General features: G+C 64.9%; 18 protein-coding genes. 15 read left to right on the top strand and 3 right to left on the bottom strand.

Annotated elements, in window-relative coordinates; translation table 11 throughout:
* The first annotated feature begins 179 nt into the window (after positions 1 to 179).
* Both infB and P2T60_RS13165 read left to right on the top strand, forming a co-directional pair.
* Entirely contained in the window at positions 180 to 1,982 is a 1,803-nt protein-coding gene (gene infB / locus P2T60_RS13160) for a translation initiation factor IF-2 (protein WP_276279712.1), read from the top strand.
* A gap of 165 nt (positions 1,983 to 2,147) precedes the next feature.
* Complete coding sequence (locus P2T60_RS13165) at positions 2,148 to 2,399, top strand: DUF8015 family protein (protein ID WP_276279713.1); 252 nt, start codon at positions 2,148 to 2,150, stop codon at positions 2,397 to 2,399.
* 2 nt (positions 2,400 to 2,401) lie between these two features.
* On the opposite strand, the gene P2T60_RS13170 is transcribed toward P2T60_RS13165, so the two are convergent.
* Both P2T60_RS13170 and P2T60_RS13175 read right to left on the bottom strand, forming a co-directional pair.
* Positions 2,402 to 2,794 (bottom strand): DUF5811 family protein, encoded by a 393-nt coding sequence (locus P2T60_RS13170; RefSeq protein ID WP_276279714.1) that lies wholly within the window; start codon positions 2,792 to 2,794, stop codon positions 2,402 to 2,404.
* An 86-nt stretch (positions 2,795 to 2,880) separates the two neighbouring features.
* Complete coding sequence (locus tag P2T60_RS13175) at positions 2,881 to 3,378, bottom strand: pyruvoyl-dependent arginine decarboxylase (RefSeq protein ID WP_276279715.1); 498 nt, start codon at positions 3,376 to 3,378, stop codon at positions 2,881 to 2,883.
* A 469-nt stretch (positions 3,379 to 3,847) separates the two neighbouring features.
* On the opposite strand from P2T60_RS13175, the gene rdgB reads away from it, so the two are divergent.
* Complete coding sequence (rdgB, locus tag P2T60_RS13180; RefSeq protein WP_276279716.1) at positions 3,848 to 4,390, top strand: RdgB/HAM1 family non-canonical purine NTP pyrophosphatase; 543 nt, start codon at positions 3,848 to 3,850, stop codon at positions 4,388 to 4,390.
* A gap of 145 nt (positions 4,391 to 4,535) precedes the next feature.
* The gene (locus P2T60_RS13185; RefSeq protein WP_276279717.1) at positions 4,536 to 4,910 is read left to right on the top strand and encodes a hypothetical protein; all 375 of its coding nucleotides are present in this window, start codon (positions 4,536 to 4,538) and stop codon (positions 4,908 to 4,910) included.
* Between the two features lie 57 nt (positions 4,911 to 4,967).
* Here the strand turns inward: P2T60_RS13185 and P2T60_RS13190 are convergent, their stop codons facing one another.
* Entirely contained in the window at positions 4,968 to 5,927 is a 960-nt protein-coding gene (locus tag P2T60_RS13190) for a winged helix-turn-helix domain-containing protein (RefSeq protein ID WP_276279718.1), read from the bottom strand.
* Between the two features lie 130 nt (positions 5,928 to 6,057).
* Here P2T60_RS13190 and P2T60_RS13195 point away from each other — a divergent pair, with 130 nt between their 5' ends.
* From P2T60_RS13195 to P2T60_RS13245, 11 genes are all read left to right on the top strand, one after another.
* A complete protein-coding gene (locus tag P2T60_RS13195) occupies positions 6,058 to 6,243 on the top strand; it encodes a hypothetical protein (protein WP_276279719.1) in 186 nt (61 codons plus the stop codon).
* Positions 6,244 to 6,349: 106 nt separating this feature from the next.
* On the top strand, positions 6,350 to 7,582 hold the full coding sequence (locus P2T60_RS13200) for a translation initiation factor IF-2 subunit gamma (protein WP_276279720.1): 1,233 nt from the start codon (positions 6,350 to 6,352) through the stop codon (positions 7,580 to 7,582).
* Between the two features lies 1 nt (position 7,583).
* The gene (locus P2T60_RS13205) at positions 7,584 to 7,964 is read left to right on the top strand and encodes a DUF188 domain-containing protein (protein ID WP_276279721.1); all 381 of its coding nucleotides are present in this window, start codon (positions 7,584 to 7,586) and stop codon (positions 7,962 to 7,964) included.
* Between the two features lies 1 nt (position 7,965).
* Entirely contained in the window at positions 7,966 to 8,538 is a 573-nt protein-coding gene (locus tag P2T60_RS13210) for a DNA-directed RNA polymerase (protein ID WP_137284470.1), read from the top strand.
* A gap of 2 nt (positions 8,539 to 8,540) precedes the next feature.
* Entirely contained in the window at positions 8,541 to 8,738 is a 198-nt protein-coding gene (spt4, locus tag P2T60_RS13215; protein ID WP_276279722.1) for a transcription elongation factor subunit Spt4, read from the top strand.
* Positions 8,739 to 8,750: 12 nt separating this feature from the next.
* Positions 8,751 to 9,302 (top strand): GTP-dependent dephospho-CoA kinase family protein, encoded by a 552-nt coding sequence (locus P2T60_RS13220; protein ID WP_276279723.1) that lies wholly within the window; start codon positions 8,751 to 8,753, stop codon positions 9,300 to 9,302.
* A 63-nt stretch (positions 9,303 to 9,365) separates the two neighbouring features.
* Positions 9,366 to 10,052, top strand: a complete 687-nt coding sequence (locus tag P2T60_RS13225; RefSeq protein ID WP_276279724.1) for a hypothetical protein — start codon at positions 9,366 to 9,368, stop codon at positions 10,050 to 10,052.
* 220 nt (positions 10,053 to 10,272) lie between these two features.
* Positions 10,273 to 10,590 carry a 30S ribosomal protein S24e gene (locus tag P2T60_RS13230; protein WP_276279725.1) on the top strand — a complete coding sequence of 106 codons (318 nt, stop codon included), beginning with the start codon at positions 10,273 to 10,275 and terminating at the stop codon, positions 10,588 to 10,590.
* Complete coding sequence (locus P2T60_RS13235; protein WP_276279726.1) at positions 10,590 to 10,724, top strand: 30S ribosomal protein S27ae; 135 nt, start codon at positions 10,590 to 10,592, stop codon at positions 10,722 to 10,724. The genes P2T60_RS13230 and P2T60_RS13235 overlap by 1 nt, the downstream gene beginning before the upstream one ends.
* Positions 10,725 to 10,889: 165 nt before the next feature.
* Positions 10,890 to 12,587 (top strand): bifunctional N(6)-L-threonylcarbamoyladenine synthase/serine/threonine protein kinase, encoded by a 1,698-nt coding sequence (locus P2T60_RS13240; protein ID WP_382210301.1) that lies wholly within the window; start codon positions 10,890 to 10,892, stop codon positions 12,585 to 12,587.
* 463 nt (positions 12,588 to 13,050) lie between these two features.
* Complete coding sequence (locus P2T60_RS13245; RefSeq protein ID WP_276279727.1) at positions 13,051 to 13,326, top strand: DUF5808 domain-containing protein; 276 nt, start codon at positions 13,051 to 13,053, stop codon at positions 13,324 to 13,326.
* Positions 13,327 to 13,738: the final 412 nt, after the last annotated feature.

Consider the following 13,738-nt stretch of genomic DNA (forward strand, 5'->3'; position numbering starts at 1 on the left):
ACGCGGTCTTCGGTGTAGTTCCTTTCGGACTCGCGTCGTCCCGGAAGTCGTCTCGGTGGTCTGCTGGTCGGCCGGGCGCGTCGGCGGCGTCTCGCTCGCAGAGACCTAGCCTCGCAAAAGTTAAATGCCGCGCGAAGTACCTCTTGAGTAAGAAACCTTCTTTCCCCCGGTGGTAGCCTATGCCTGACACAGATACACGCGATAGCGAACAAGGTCTGCGAACCCCAATCGTCGCCGTACTGGGGCACGTAGACCACGGCAAGACTAGTCTACTGGACAAAATCCGCGGTTCGACCGTCATCGAAGGCGAGGCGGGCGCGATTACCCAGCACATCGGAGCGACCGCCATCCCCCTCGACGTGGTGTCGAAGGTGGCGGGAAGCCTCATCGACCCGAGCGACTTCGACCTGCCCGGCCTGCTCTTTATCGACACGCCGGGCCACCACTCGTTCACGACGCTCCGGTCGCGCGGCGGCGCACTGGCCGACATCGCCATCCTCGTCGTGGACGTGAACGACGGCTTCCAACCCCAGACGCTCGAAGCCATCAGCATCCTCAAGCAGTCCCAGACGCCGTTCGTCGTGGCCGCGAACAAAATCGACACGATACCGGGGTGGAAGCCCAACGAGGACGCGCCGGTCCAACAGACCAAGGAGGCCCAGAGCGACCGTGCGAACTCGAAACTGGACGAGGAACTCTACGAAATCATCGGCGAATTGAGCGACGAGGGCTTCTCGGCCGACATGTACTGGCGAGTGCAGGACTTCCGCGGGAACATCGGCGTGGTCCCCGTCAGCGCCGAGACCGGCGAGGGGATTCCCGACCTCCTGACCGTCCTGATGGGACTGGCCCAGCGGTACATGAAAGAGGACATGGCCATCGACGTGACGGGTCCCGGCGCGGGCACCGTCCTCGAAGTCAAAGAGGAGAAGGGCTTCGGGACCACCCTCGACGTGGTGCTGTACGACGGCACCATCCGCGAGGACGAGACCATCGTCGTCGGCGGTCTGGACGAACCCATCGTGACCGACGTGCGGGCCATCCTGAAGCCCCGACCGCTCGCGGAGATTCGGACCGAAGACCGCTTCGAGAAGGTCGAGGAAATCGCGGCCGCGTCCGGCGTCAAAATCGCCGCGCCAGACCTCGGGAAGGCGATGGCGGGCGCGCCCGTCCGGGTCGTCCGGGACCGCGACATCGAGGAAGTCATCGCGGAGGTCCGAGCCGAACTCTCCGAAATCGAGGTCCAGACCCAAGAGCAGGGCGTCGTCGTGAAGGCCGACACTCTCGGCAGTCTGGAGGCCATCGCCAACGCGATGGACGAGGCCGAAATCCCCATCATGCGGGCGGAAGTCGGCGACGTGGCACCGCGGGACATCAGCGTGGCTTCGACCGCCAACGAGGACAAGCACAAGACCATCCTCGCGTTCAACGTGGACGTACTCGCCGACGCCGAGCGGAAAGTCGAGGAGACCGACGTGAAGGTGTTCGAGAGCGGCGTCATCTACCGACTCATCGAGGAGTACGAGGAGTACGTCGAGGAACTCGAACGCGCCCAACAGGAGACGGTGCTGGACAACATCACCCGGCCCGCCCGGTTCCAGATTCTGCAGGACCACACATTCCGACAGAACGACCCCGCGGTGGTCGGCGTCGAGATTCTCTCGGGGACCGTCAAGAAGAACAGCAACGTCGTGAAGTTCGAGGGCAACGACCCGACGCGGGTCGGCCAGTTGAAAGGGATTCAGGAGCAGGGCGACGACGTAGACGAGGCCCGGAGCGGAAATCGCGTGAGCGTCGCCATCGACGGTCCGACGGTGGGTCGCCAAATCGAGGAAGGCGACGAACTCTGGATGGAGATTCCCGAGAAGCACGCCAAAATCCTAGAGCAGGAACTCGCCGACGACATCCCGGTGGACGAGTTGGAAGCCCTCCAGATGTACCTCGACAAACAGCGCAAGCGCGACCCCTTCTGGGGGAAGTAGGAAATCGGTTCGGATTCGTCGGAGCGAACGGACGCGGATTTTCGATTTCGAGACCGTCGTCGCTTCGACTGGTCTCGCCGAGACGAGAACCACGACTTGAGAGCTACTACTGAGCAATAACTTTTAGTCGAAAGAGACCCGACAGTCCCACCGGACGGTGATTTCATGCTCGGGCGAATCCAACTACCCAGTGGTAACGCCGGAGTACCGAACGTCTCCTACTACGACCTCGCGCTCGCAGTCCTGCCGCTTCCGTTGCTGGTCGGACTGCTCGTCGGAAAACTGTTCTCCGTCCCGACGCAAGTCGGCGTCTCGGCAGGTGCGGCGCTGTCCGCGATTGCGCTCGGCCATCTCCTCTTCCGTGACCCACCGACGCGGCGCGGTCCGCGCGGGCCGGTCGGCGGGTCGTCGGCGTAGCCTTATCGACCGGTCGGGGTGATGTTGTCGCCCATCATCTGCTTGACCTGCATGGCGGCGCTGGCCGCGAGACCGCGAGCGACTTCCGCCTCCTCGTGGGTGTCTAGGTCGTCGCCGTCGAAGTCCTCGATGCTGGGGCTGAAACCGGCGCTGACCGGGTGGCCGACCGGCGGTTGGACCGACACCTGCGCCTGCGGTCCGTTACCGTCGTCGGCGACCTTCGACCCGACGACGTACTCGTCGGGGAGGAACTCGCGGGTCCGGGACGCGATGTCGGTGATGCTGTCACGAAGCGACTGCTTCTGCTCGGGGGAGAGGTCCGGCACGTCGGCGTTCGCGCGCTGACCTGCCTGCGTCTTGCCGGGGACGCCCGCGTAGGGGGTGTTTCCGTTCATCTGTCTAACGCCAGTGGGTTAGGGCCGGATATTATAAAAGCCCTCGGCTTCGGGAAAGGATGTCACGGTAAACGAGCGCACCCTCGTCAGCAAATCGGCTCGCTCTCGCCGTAGGCCGCTATCACGACCGCCGAAGCGTAGGTTCCGGCGTCGGGGTCGATGGTCGCGGTTTCGATGCGCTCGTCGGTGAACGTCCACTCGCGCAGGTCGCGTCCGGCCGCGAGTCCGGTCCGGACTCGCTCGGCCACGACCTCGGGGTCGGTCTCGCCCGCGGCCTCGTAGAACAGGCCGGGACCGCTCCCGTCGGCGTCCGGTTCGCCCTCGCTCGCCGTCCACCCCAGCGCGGCCGAGACGTGGCCCGGACCCGCCCGAGTCGCGGACGCCTCGACGACGGTCAGGCGCTCGCCCGCCGGACCGAGGTCCGGGGCGGTGCCGACCGCCTCGACTTCGGCGTCGGCCGGGATGACCGACGAGACGGCGACGAGGTTGTAGTTGTGGAGGTTGGCGTCCGCGAGCGCGGCGTCGTAGGCCGACATCTCCGTGGGTCCCGTTCCCGTTCCCCACGCGACTCGAATCGTACTCATGTCCGGTGAGAATCGCCGGGCGAGGTAAGGGGTTGCGATTTCGGACCTGTGTCCTCCTCGGTCCGACGAATCGTCGCGGACGCGGGGGTTGGCTCGAAGTGTCACTACCACTTCGGACGCGCTCGGCGCGACAGACCACGGGACGCGCCCGACTCACCACTCACAGGACTCACCACTCACAGTGATGCGCCGCGTCTGCGCTCGCGCTCGCGGTTCCCCGCGAGCGCAGACGCACGCGGGGAGGGTCGGGGCGCGGTGGCGGTGCGGTCGGAGTGCTGTCGGAGCGCGGTGCTGTGCTGTCGCGGTGTGGTGCTGTGCTGTCGCGGTGCGGTTGCGGTCTCCAGTGGCTCAGACTTGTAGCTATCTCGCCGTCTTCACACGATTCGCTCTCGCCTACCACTCCGCCCGCAAACCGTCGGCTATAACCGCCGCCCAGTCCGACCGGGAACCAACCGGAGGACCCGACAACGTGACCATCAGATTCGTGACGAGCAACGAGGGGAAAGTCGCAGAGGCCCGCGAGTATCTCACCGACGACGTGGAACAGGTCAACTACGACTACACCGAGATGCAGAGCGACGACCTCGCGGAAATCGCCGTCGCCGGAGCGAAGGAGGCCTTCGAGGAGACCGGCGGCGAGGACCCCGTGGTCGTGGACGACGCGGGCCTGTTCGTGGATTCGCTCGGCGGGTTCCCCGGTCCCTACTCGTCGTACGTCGAGGACACCGTGGGCGTCGAGCGCGTCTGGAACCTCGTGGAGATGGAGGAGAATCGCCGCGCGCGCTTCCGGTGTATCGTCGCCTACCACGACGGCGAGACGACCGAGACGTTCGACGGCGCGGTGCCGGGTCGCATCGTCGCGCCGCGGGGCGAGGGCGGATTCGGCTACGACCCCATCTTCGAACACGAGGGCACGACGATGGCCGAGATGAGTACCGAGCGCAAGAACGCGATTTCCCACCGCGGACGGGCGCTGGCGAAGTTCGCGGACTGGTTGGCCGAGAATCGGTAGCGCCGAGTTTCGGGACGGTTCTGTTTCGTCCGTTCGTTCGCTACGTACCACGACAGCGACCGCAGGAACCGGAGAGACCGTATCTTCCTCGAAAGTCCCCATCCGCTCGCTCTGCACTGCTACTGTCGCCGCCAGAACCGCGACGATGAAGACCTCGAAAGCCCCCGCCCGCTCGCTACGCAACAGCACCGCAACCGCAGGAAAGACGACGGCAAAGAAGTCCTCGAAAGCCCCCACCCGCTCGCGGTCGCTGACCGACGTATCCTCGCTCGCTTCGCTCGCTCGGATAGAGGTCGGTCAGACGACCACGATAAACGCGAGCGGGCGGCCCCTTTATCCCACCCCGGCGGCTGGTCGGCCGGGCGTTCGCCGGTGGTTGGTCGGCCGGGCGTTCGCCGGTGGTTGGTCGGCCGGGCGTTCGCCGGTGGTTGGTCGGCCGGGCGTTCGCCGGTGGTTGGTCGGCCGGGCGTTCGCCGACGGCTGTGACGCCGACCGTGAGCAATATCTACTGAGCCTATGAAAACCAAAATGAGTGTTAGAGAGAACCCCTTAATCGCAAAAGAAATAATTTCCTTTGTCAATCCGAAATCGCCTGCGCGCCGTCATCGGGGGACGCCGACCCGCACGTCCGGTCGAGTTCCAGCACGTTCAACTCGCCGTCGAGCGTCACCGAGAGCGTCTCGTCGTCCAGCGGAATCTCGACCCGTAGCTTCCACGGGTCCGCCGAGAGGATGGTCGTGTGCTGGTCGCTGACGCACCACGCGAGCCTCCAGTAGGGCGTCGTACAGAGGTCCACGCCGTGTTCGCGGTGGAACGTCACCACGTCCGACTGGTCCAGAAGCGACAGGCCCACCGCCGAGTAGAGTTGGTGGCGACACTGCTCGCACTCGTGGTCCACGCGGACTTCTAGGCCGAGGTAGTCCTCGGCGTCGCGGGTGACGGTGGTGGTCATCCGGCCGTTGCACTCCGGACACACGCCGTCGGCGGCCAGACAGTGGAGGTGGCGCACGCGCTGGTTGAACGCGTCCATAATCTCCTCGCGGGACCGGTCGTTGAGTCCGCCCGGCGGGAACGGGTACCGGCCGTGGTTCTTCCCGCAGTCGGTGCAGTCGATGGCGAGCATCTCGTCGTCGTAGTAGGCCTGCAAGTTCGCGCCACAGTCGGCACAAGTCCCCTCGATTTCGAAGGGTCCCATCTCGGGGTGTTCGTTGAACGACCCCGCCAGAATCGCTCGGACGACCTTTTTCCCGGCCTGCCGGAAGTCGTAGCCGTCGTCGGTCCGGACCACGAAGTGGTCGGTGAGCTGTTTGAGGTGGTAGTTGAACTGCGCGCTGTCGGCCATTCCCACGTCCCGCCGGAGGTCCGAGAACGTCACCGGCCGGTCGGGTGCCTGCCAGAGCGCCTCCAGAATCGACAGTCTCGTCTCGTTGGCGATGACCGAGAACGCCTCGGCCGGAGCCACGCAGTTCTCGCAGTCCTGAACAGGGGACTCCTCAGGGTCGCCGAGGTCCGTGTTCGGCCCGGTAGTTCCGCTCATGCGACAGTACTGCGACCGCTATCGGCTAAAGTGTTGCCTTAACGCCGTTTATGTAAATTTTCTAATTTTTACTCGGGGCGCTCGCGGCCGAAACTGCTTTACTCGCGTAGATGCTTCTCCCTGAAGAGCGATGTCGCTGGACGAACGAATCACGAAAGGTCGGGAGTTCGACGTACATCCAGCGACTGCTAGCCCGCTCGACGACGGAGAGAACCGGCTCGTCGTCCTCGCAGGCGTGCTGATAACGGCGGGTGTCCTCTACGACGTTTACCGACGAGAGACGAAAGCGAAGGCCGCGACTCGGCCGACCCGATGAATCGACCGTGTAGGATTCGAGTGGCTCCGGACGCCCGACCGAGAACAGTAGGTTTATCAGTCGTTCGGGGCGAATCTTCCAGTAGAATTACTTCAGGAGGTCAACTTTGACAGGAAAACACGCCCAACCGGAGGTGAATATCGGACTGGTCGGTCACGTAGACCACGGAAAGACAACGCTCGTGCAGGCGCTTTCCGGCGAGTGGACTGACCAGCACTCCGAGGAGATGAAACGTGGCATCTCCATCCGGCTCGGGTACGCAGACGCCACGTTCCGGCAGTGTCCCGGCCTCGACGAGCCGGAGCGATATACGGTAGACGAGACGTGCCCCGACGGTAGCGAGAGCGAACCGCTTCGCACGGTGTCGTTCGTGGACGCCCCCGGACACGAGACGCTGATGGCGACGATGCTGTCGGGCGCGGCCATCATGGACGGCGCGGTGCTGGTCGTCTCGGCGACCGACCCCGTTCCGCAGGCACAGACCGAAGAACACCTGATGGCGTTGGACATCATCGGCATCGAGAACATCGTCATCGCGCAGAACAAAATCGACCTCGTGGACCGCGAGCAGGCCGAGCGCAACTACGAGGAGATTCAGGAGTTCGTGGAGGGCACCGTCGCCGAAGACGCGCCGGTCGTCCCCATCTCCGCCCAACAGGAGGTCAACATCGACCTGCTGATTCAGGCGGTCGAAGAGGAGATTCCGACGCCCGAGCGCGACCCCGACGCCGACCCGCGGATGCACGTCGCCCGGAGTTTCGACATCAACCGACCCGGCACGACGTGGGACGGTCTGATGGGCGGCGTCCTCGGCGGCAGTCTGGTCGAAGGCAAACTCACGGAGGGAGACGAACTCGAACTCCGCCCCGGCCGCGAAGTCGAAGAAGGCGGACAGACCCGATGGGAATCCGTCGAGACCGACGTGCGCTCGCTTCAGGCGGGCGGCGACATGGTAGACGAGGTGACGCCGGGCGGACTGCTCGGCGTCGGCACGGGTCTCGACCCGAGCCTCACGAAAGGCGACGCCTTGGCGGGACAGGTGGCCGGGACGCCCGGCACGCTTCCCCCGACGTGGAACAAGTTCACGATGGAAGTGGACCTGCTCGAACGCCTCGTCGGACTCGACGACCAAGACATCGACGACATCTCGACCGGCGAACCGCTGATGCTAACCATCGGCACCGCGACGACGGTCGGGTCCGTGACCAGCGCCCGCGAGGGCGAGTGCGAGGTCACGCTCAAGCGCCCGGTGTGCGCGCCTGAAGGTGCCCAAATCGCCATCAACCGCCGCATCGGTGCGCGCTGGCGGCTCATCGGGGTCGGCACCCTGCGCGAATAGCATGGTCGCTACGGTCGCCATGGACACCAGCGCGCTCATGATGCCGGTCGAGTGCGACGTGCGCCTCTTCGAGGAGGTGGAGCGTCTGCTGGGCGACTTCGATTGTGTCGTCCCGCGGGCGGTCCGCGACGAACTCGCAAAACTCTCGGAGGGCGCGAGTGCGCAAGCAGTCGCGGCCAGCGTCGGCGCGGACTTGGCGGCCGACAGATGTCGAACAGTCGAACACGAAGCATCGTACGCGGACGACGCGCTGGTCGAACTCGCCCCCGAGTTCGAGTACGTCGTCACGAACGACGGCCCCCTCAAGGAGCGTCTGCTCGACGCGGGCGCACCGGTAATTCATATAAGGGCCCGGAACAAACTCGCAATTAGCAAACCTTAGCATGTACAAACGGGTCAGACTCAAGGATACAGTCGAGGTCCCCCCAGAACACCTCGCGGACGTGACGCCGAATCTAGTGAAGAAGCTACTGCAGGACAAGTTAGAGGGTCGGATGGACGAAGATGTCGGGAGCGTCGTCAGCGTCGTGAACGTTCACGACATCGGCGACGGCGCGGTCCTGCCGAACCGACCGGGCGTCTACTACGAAGCGGAGTTCGACGCGGTTACGTTCGACCCACAGATGCAGGAAGTCGTGGACGGGGAAATCGTGGAAGTCGTCAACTTCGGTGCCTTCGTCGGCATCGGTCCGGTGGACGGCCTGCTCCACGTCTCCCAGATTTCGGACGAGTATCTCGCCTACGACGAGGAGGGCCAGATGCTCGCCTCCCGAGAGTCGAACCGCACGCTCGGTGTCGGCGACTCGGTGCGGGCGCGCATCGTCACCAAGAGCATCGACGAGCGCAACCCCCGCGAGAGCAAAATCGGTCTCACCGCAAAGCAGGTGGGTCTCGGCAAGCACGGGTGGCTGAAAGAAGAGCGCGAGAAGCGCCAAGCGACCACCGAGAGTGAATAACGATGGCCGGTGACCGCCTCGCCTGCCGCGAATGCCACGCCGTCGCCGAACCCGACGAGGACACCTGTCCCATCTGCGGTTCGACCAGCCTCACCGAGGACTGGAGCGGCTACGTCATCATCGCCCACCCCGACGAGAGCCAAATCGCCGAGGAGATGGAAGTGACCAAGCCGGGCAAGTACGCGCTGAAGGTCCGGTAGGACGGGAACGCCGTGAGCGACGTTCTCGTCACGCTCCCCGACGCGATGCGCGGGGAGCTAAAGGAGCCGATGGGTCCCCTTTTCACCGACGCCGAGTCGCTACTCTCGGAAATCGACGGTCCGCTCCTCGCGGTGGGCGATGTCGTGACCTACCACCTCGAACGCGCCGGGACTGTGCCCGACGTGGCCGTCGTGGACGGCCTGACCAAGCGCGAGGAAGTCGAAGACAGAGTAGCCGAGGGCGTCGCGCGCCTCGGCGGTGAGACCCGCGAGGTCCACGTCGAGAACCCCGCCGGGGGTCTCTCCCGCGAGTTGGTCGAAGCCCTCCGCGAAGCCATCGTGGACCCCGAACCAACCGTCCTCGTGGTCGAGGGCGAGGAGGACCTCGTGGCTCTGCCCGCCATCGTCGCCGCGCCACTCGGCGCGAGCGTGGTCTACGGCCAACCGAACGAGGGGATGGTCCACGCCGAAGTGACCGACGAGTCGAAAGCGGCGATGCGTGACCTTCTGTCACGGATGGACGGCGATAGCGAGGCGCTGTTCGAGATTCTGGACGCGGGGTAGCTTCCCCCCGTCGTCGCGCTCGTGTCGGTGCGTTTATCTTCCCGTATCGAAGTACCGACGGGTATGCCGCGCGCTGGAGCGTTGAAACAGATACTCCGGAGTCTCACGGTCGCCGAACTCCGGTCGGTCCGTCGGGCGCACTGTCCACGTGTGACCGAGTACGACGGCGACAAGTCGGCGTTCGTGGAGCGAATTCGGCGCTCGCTGAAGCGGGCGATGGACGACGGCGAGTGTAGTTACGAAGCCCTCGTGGAGACGATTCGGGAGGAGTTCGACGACGACGGACCACAGCGAGTGACGACTCGCCTCCGCCACGTCCTGAACGGGGTCGAGATTTCGGCGAATGCGGGCCACGAGAACAGTAGTTCGGTCCGCGAGGCGTGGATTTGCTCGGAGTTGTTTCAGGGCCTCCAGTATCGCCTCGCCGACCAACCGTACGCGGTCGAACAGGAGGCCAAGTTCGGTCGGAGTAGCGTCGATTTGCTCGTGTCACACGAGCGGGAGGACCGCCAGTACGTCATCGAAGTCAAACTAGCTGGGAGCTACAGTAGCCGCGAACGACTGCTCTCTCAGCTCCGGAAGTACCGCAAGAAGGTCCCCGACCTCCGGCGGACGTTCGTCCTGATGGTCGCCGAGCGCGAACGAGACCTGCCCGAGAACAAGGAGTCCGTCGCCCACGTCGTCACCGAAGCCGAAGACGAACCGCAGACCGAGGTCGTCGTCAAACCGCCGAGCGAACTGCGGTACTGACCGAGAGCGTCCGAACCCAGTGATTTCCACCGCGAGCGAACGAACGTGAGCGCGGACCAAGCGACGACCGGAAGGAGCGAAGCGACTGGCGGGGGGACCGCCGTGTTTTTCATCAACGTTTTCCGAAGGGCGCGTCTCTCGGGACGCGCCCGCTGGAAAAGGTTGTTCGAAATCCTTTTACAACGTTCACGGCCAATTAGTGAGTAACTGAGCGATACACATGGAAGTCGAAATCCTCTCCGAGGAGCAGAATCCGATGCTCCACCGGTCCGAAGTGCGGTTCCAGATAGTTCACGACGAAGCGACCCCCTCGCGTCTCTCGGTCCGCGACAGCCTCGCGGCCAAGTTGGACAAGGATTCGAGCGAGGTCGTCGTCCACGAGATGAACACCAAGTTCGGCATGCGCAAGACCGTCGGCTACGCGAAGGTCTACGACAGCCCCGAACACGCCCGCGACGTGGAACAGGATTACATGCTCGAACGCAACAAGATTGCCGCCGACGCCGACGCCGAGGCGGAAGCGGAGGAGGCCGAATAATGGCGCGCAACGAGTACTACGACGACGACGGTACGACCGACAAAGAGACCTGCACCCGGTGTGGCGACTCGTTCCTCGCCGACCACGGCGACCGCCTCCACTGCGGTCGGTGTGGATACACCGAGTGGAAGTAAGACCACCTTTTTGCGCCTCGGATTCGCCTCCGACGAACCGCTCGGCGCAAAAATCTGGACCAAAAAGGCCGCTCGCTCGCGGTAAAACGGCGCTCCCGCTGGTCGCGCCGTATGTTCGGCGCGAACGGCGGCCGTGCGGGAGCCAGAACACTGATACGGTGAACAATGTCCAGTGAACGGCGGACTACCGATGCCGACCGGGGCCTGCGAGTCCTCGGAATCGAAGGCACCGCGTGGGCCGCGAGCGCCGCGGTCTACGACACCGACGCGAGCGACTCCGACGCCGTTTTTATCGAGACCGACGCCTACCAACCCGAGAGCGGCGGCATCCACCCGCGCGAGGCCGCAGAACACATGAGCGACGCGATTCCGGAAGTCGTGGAGACTGCGCTGGCGGCGGCCGACGGGGAAATCGACGCGGTGGCGTTCTCGCGCGGTCCCGGACTCGGCCCCTGCTTGCGGACCGTCGGGACGGCGGCGCGCGCGTTGGCCCAGACCCTCGACGTACCTCTCGTGGGCGTCAACCACATGGTCGCGCACCTCGAAATCGGCCGCCAGCAGTCGGGGTTCGACTCGCCGGTCTGCCTGAACGCCTCGGGCGCGAACGCTCACGTGTTGGGCTACCGGAACGGCCGGTACCGCGTCCTCGGCGAGACGATGGACACCGGCGTCGGCAACGCCATCGACAAGTTCACCCGGCACGTCGGGTGGTCCCACCCCGGCGGCCCGAAAGTCGAGGAGGCCGCGAGAGACGGCGAGTACACCGAGTTGCCCTACGTCGTCAAGGGGATGGACTTCTCGTTCTCGGGCATCATGAGCGCCGCGAAGGACGCCTACGACGGCCGACGGAACGGCGGCGACGGCGCGACGGTCGAGGACGTGTGCTTCTCGCTCCAAGAGAACGTCTTCGCCATGCTGACGGAAGTGGCCGAGCGCGCGCTCTCGCTGACCGGGAGCGACGAGTTGGTGTTGGGCGGCGGCGTCGGGCAGAACGCCCGACTCCGAGAGATGTTGCGGGAGATGTGCGACCAGCGCGGCGCGGAGTTCTACGCGCCCGACCCCCGATTCCTCCGGGACAACGCCGGGATGATTGCGGTCCTCGGCGCGGAGATGGTCCGCGCGGGCGACACCATCGCGGTGGAAGAGTCGGCGGTGGACCCGAACTTCCGGCCCGACCAAGTGGACGTGTCGTGGCGCGGCGACGACGAGTCGGTGGCCGTCTGGCGCGACGACGGGTCGGAGGTGAAGGGCGCGGAGGCGACGGTCGAAATCGGCGACCAGCGAGTCACGAAGCGCCGCCTGCCCAAGAGCTACCGCCACCCGGACCTCGACGCGCGCCTCCGGCGCGACCGGACGGTCCTCGAAGCGCGCCTGACCAGCGAGGCCCGCAGGCACGGCGTGCCGACGCCGGTGGTCTACGACGTAGACCCCCGCGAGGGCGTGCTGGTCTTCGAGCGCGTGGGCGAGGCCGACCTCCGAGAGGAGTTGACCCCCGAGCGAGTGCGCGACGTGGCCCGCCACCTCGCGGCGATTCACGCCGCGGGATTCGTCCACGGCGACCCGACCACGCGGAACGTTCGGGTCGGGCGGCGCTCCGCGCCGCCGCAAGGCGGCGCGGACAGCGAGCGGCGAAGCAGCGAGCAGGGCGAGCGCACCTACCTCATCGACTTCGGACTCGGTTACAACACCGACGACGCCGAGGACTACGCGATGGACCTCCACGTCTTCGACCAGAGCCTCGCAGGGACCGCAGACGACGCCGCGGCGCTCCGGCGGGAGTTCGAGGACGCCTACGCCGAGGTCGGTGACAGCGCGGTGCTGGAACGGCTTCGAGAGGTCGAGGGGCGCGGGCGGTACCAGTAGGTCGCGGTCCGCGCGCCGGTTTTTCACTCCACCTCGGCGCGCGCTGGTGCGACCCTGTGTCGCGCCAGACCGCGCGAGGGACGACCGAACGAAGTGAGGGAGTCGGTTGGGGAGGTGTGTGGTTCGCGGTTGCGGTGGCGGTGCGGTCTGAGTGGCTCAAGCCTGAGGCTAGCTCTCTCGTCGGTTTTCGCCGTCGCGATGTTGTGCGGTCGCGGAGCAGAGGGTACGGAGCGGTAGCTAGCGTCTCTCTCGTCTCCCCACGGCGTCTTTTCAACCGGGCTCCGAGTTAATTGGAACAATAAATACGTATTCTAGAAATCAAAAATAGTTCTAAAAGAAACGTAGAGTTGTTTCTAACCGATAGGAACAATGCTTCCCGACCCCGAAAGCCGGTCAATGCGACGACAGATGCTTTCGTCGCGTAGCCAAAGCACTTTATTCCTCTCCGACGTACTCGTCTCACATGGCAGACAGACCCAGCACTGGCGAACTGTTCGGCGTTCCGTACAACTTCGAGCGGCCGAGCATCGGGCGGATGCTCTCGGCGTACTGGAAACCCGACGAGGGGATGCTGGTAGACAAGCCCTTCGGCATCGGCTACACGCTCAACCTCGCCAACTGGCGGTCGTGGATTGTGCTGGCGGTCGCTGGCGCACTGCTCTGGCACGAGCGCAAGGGCGAACGCGAGCAGATGGCCGCCGAGGAAGGCCCGGTCGAAGTCGTCGTAGACGACGACTGAGAGCCGTTCGTTCCGCGGTTTTTGCGGTGTCGAGTCGTTCGACTAGTGGTACGTTCGTTCGCTACGTGACCGTACTGCCGAAATCGGGACGAACAACGTTCAGAAAGCTCTCGCTCGCTACGTCTCGTGACAGCTACCGGGGAAACCGCCACAATGAACGTTTCAAAAGCCCCCTCCTGCTCGCTACGAACCGCTACCGCGACCACAGAAACTGCTAGGAAGACGGCCCAGAAAGTCCCCGCCCGCTCGCTACGCAACAGCACCGCAACCGCAGGAAGGACGACGGCAAAGAAGTCCTCGAAAGCCCCCGCCCGCTCGCCACCGGAAGACGTTCCTGCTCACTGCGTTGTCGCCGAAAATCGGAGATTTTCGGGATGACGAGAGCGTCGCTCTCGAACCACGCGGGCGTGCG

Source organism: Halorussus caseinilyticus (assembly GCF_029338395.1).
In the GTDB taxonomy this organism is placed as follows: domain Archaea; phylum Halobacteriota; class Halobacteria; order Halobacteriales; family Haladaptataceae; genus Halorussus; species Halorussus caseinilyticus.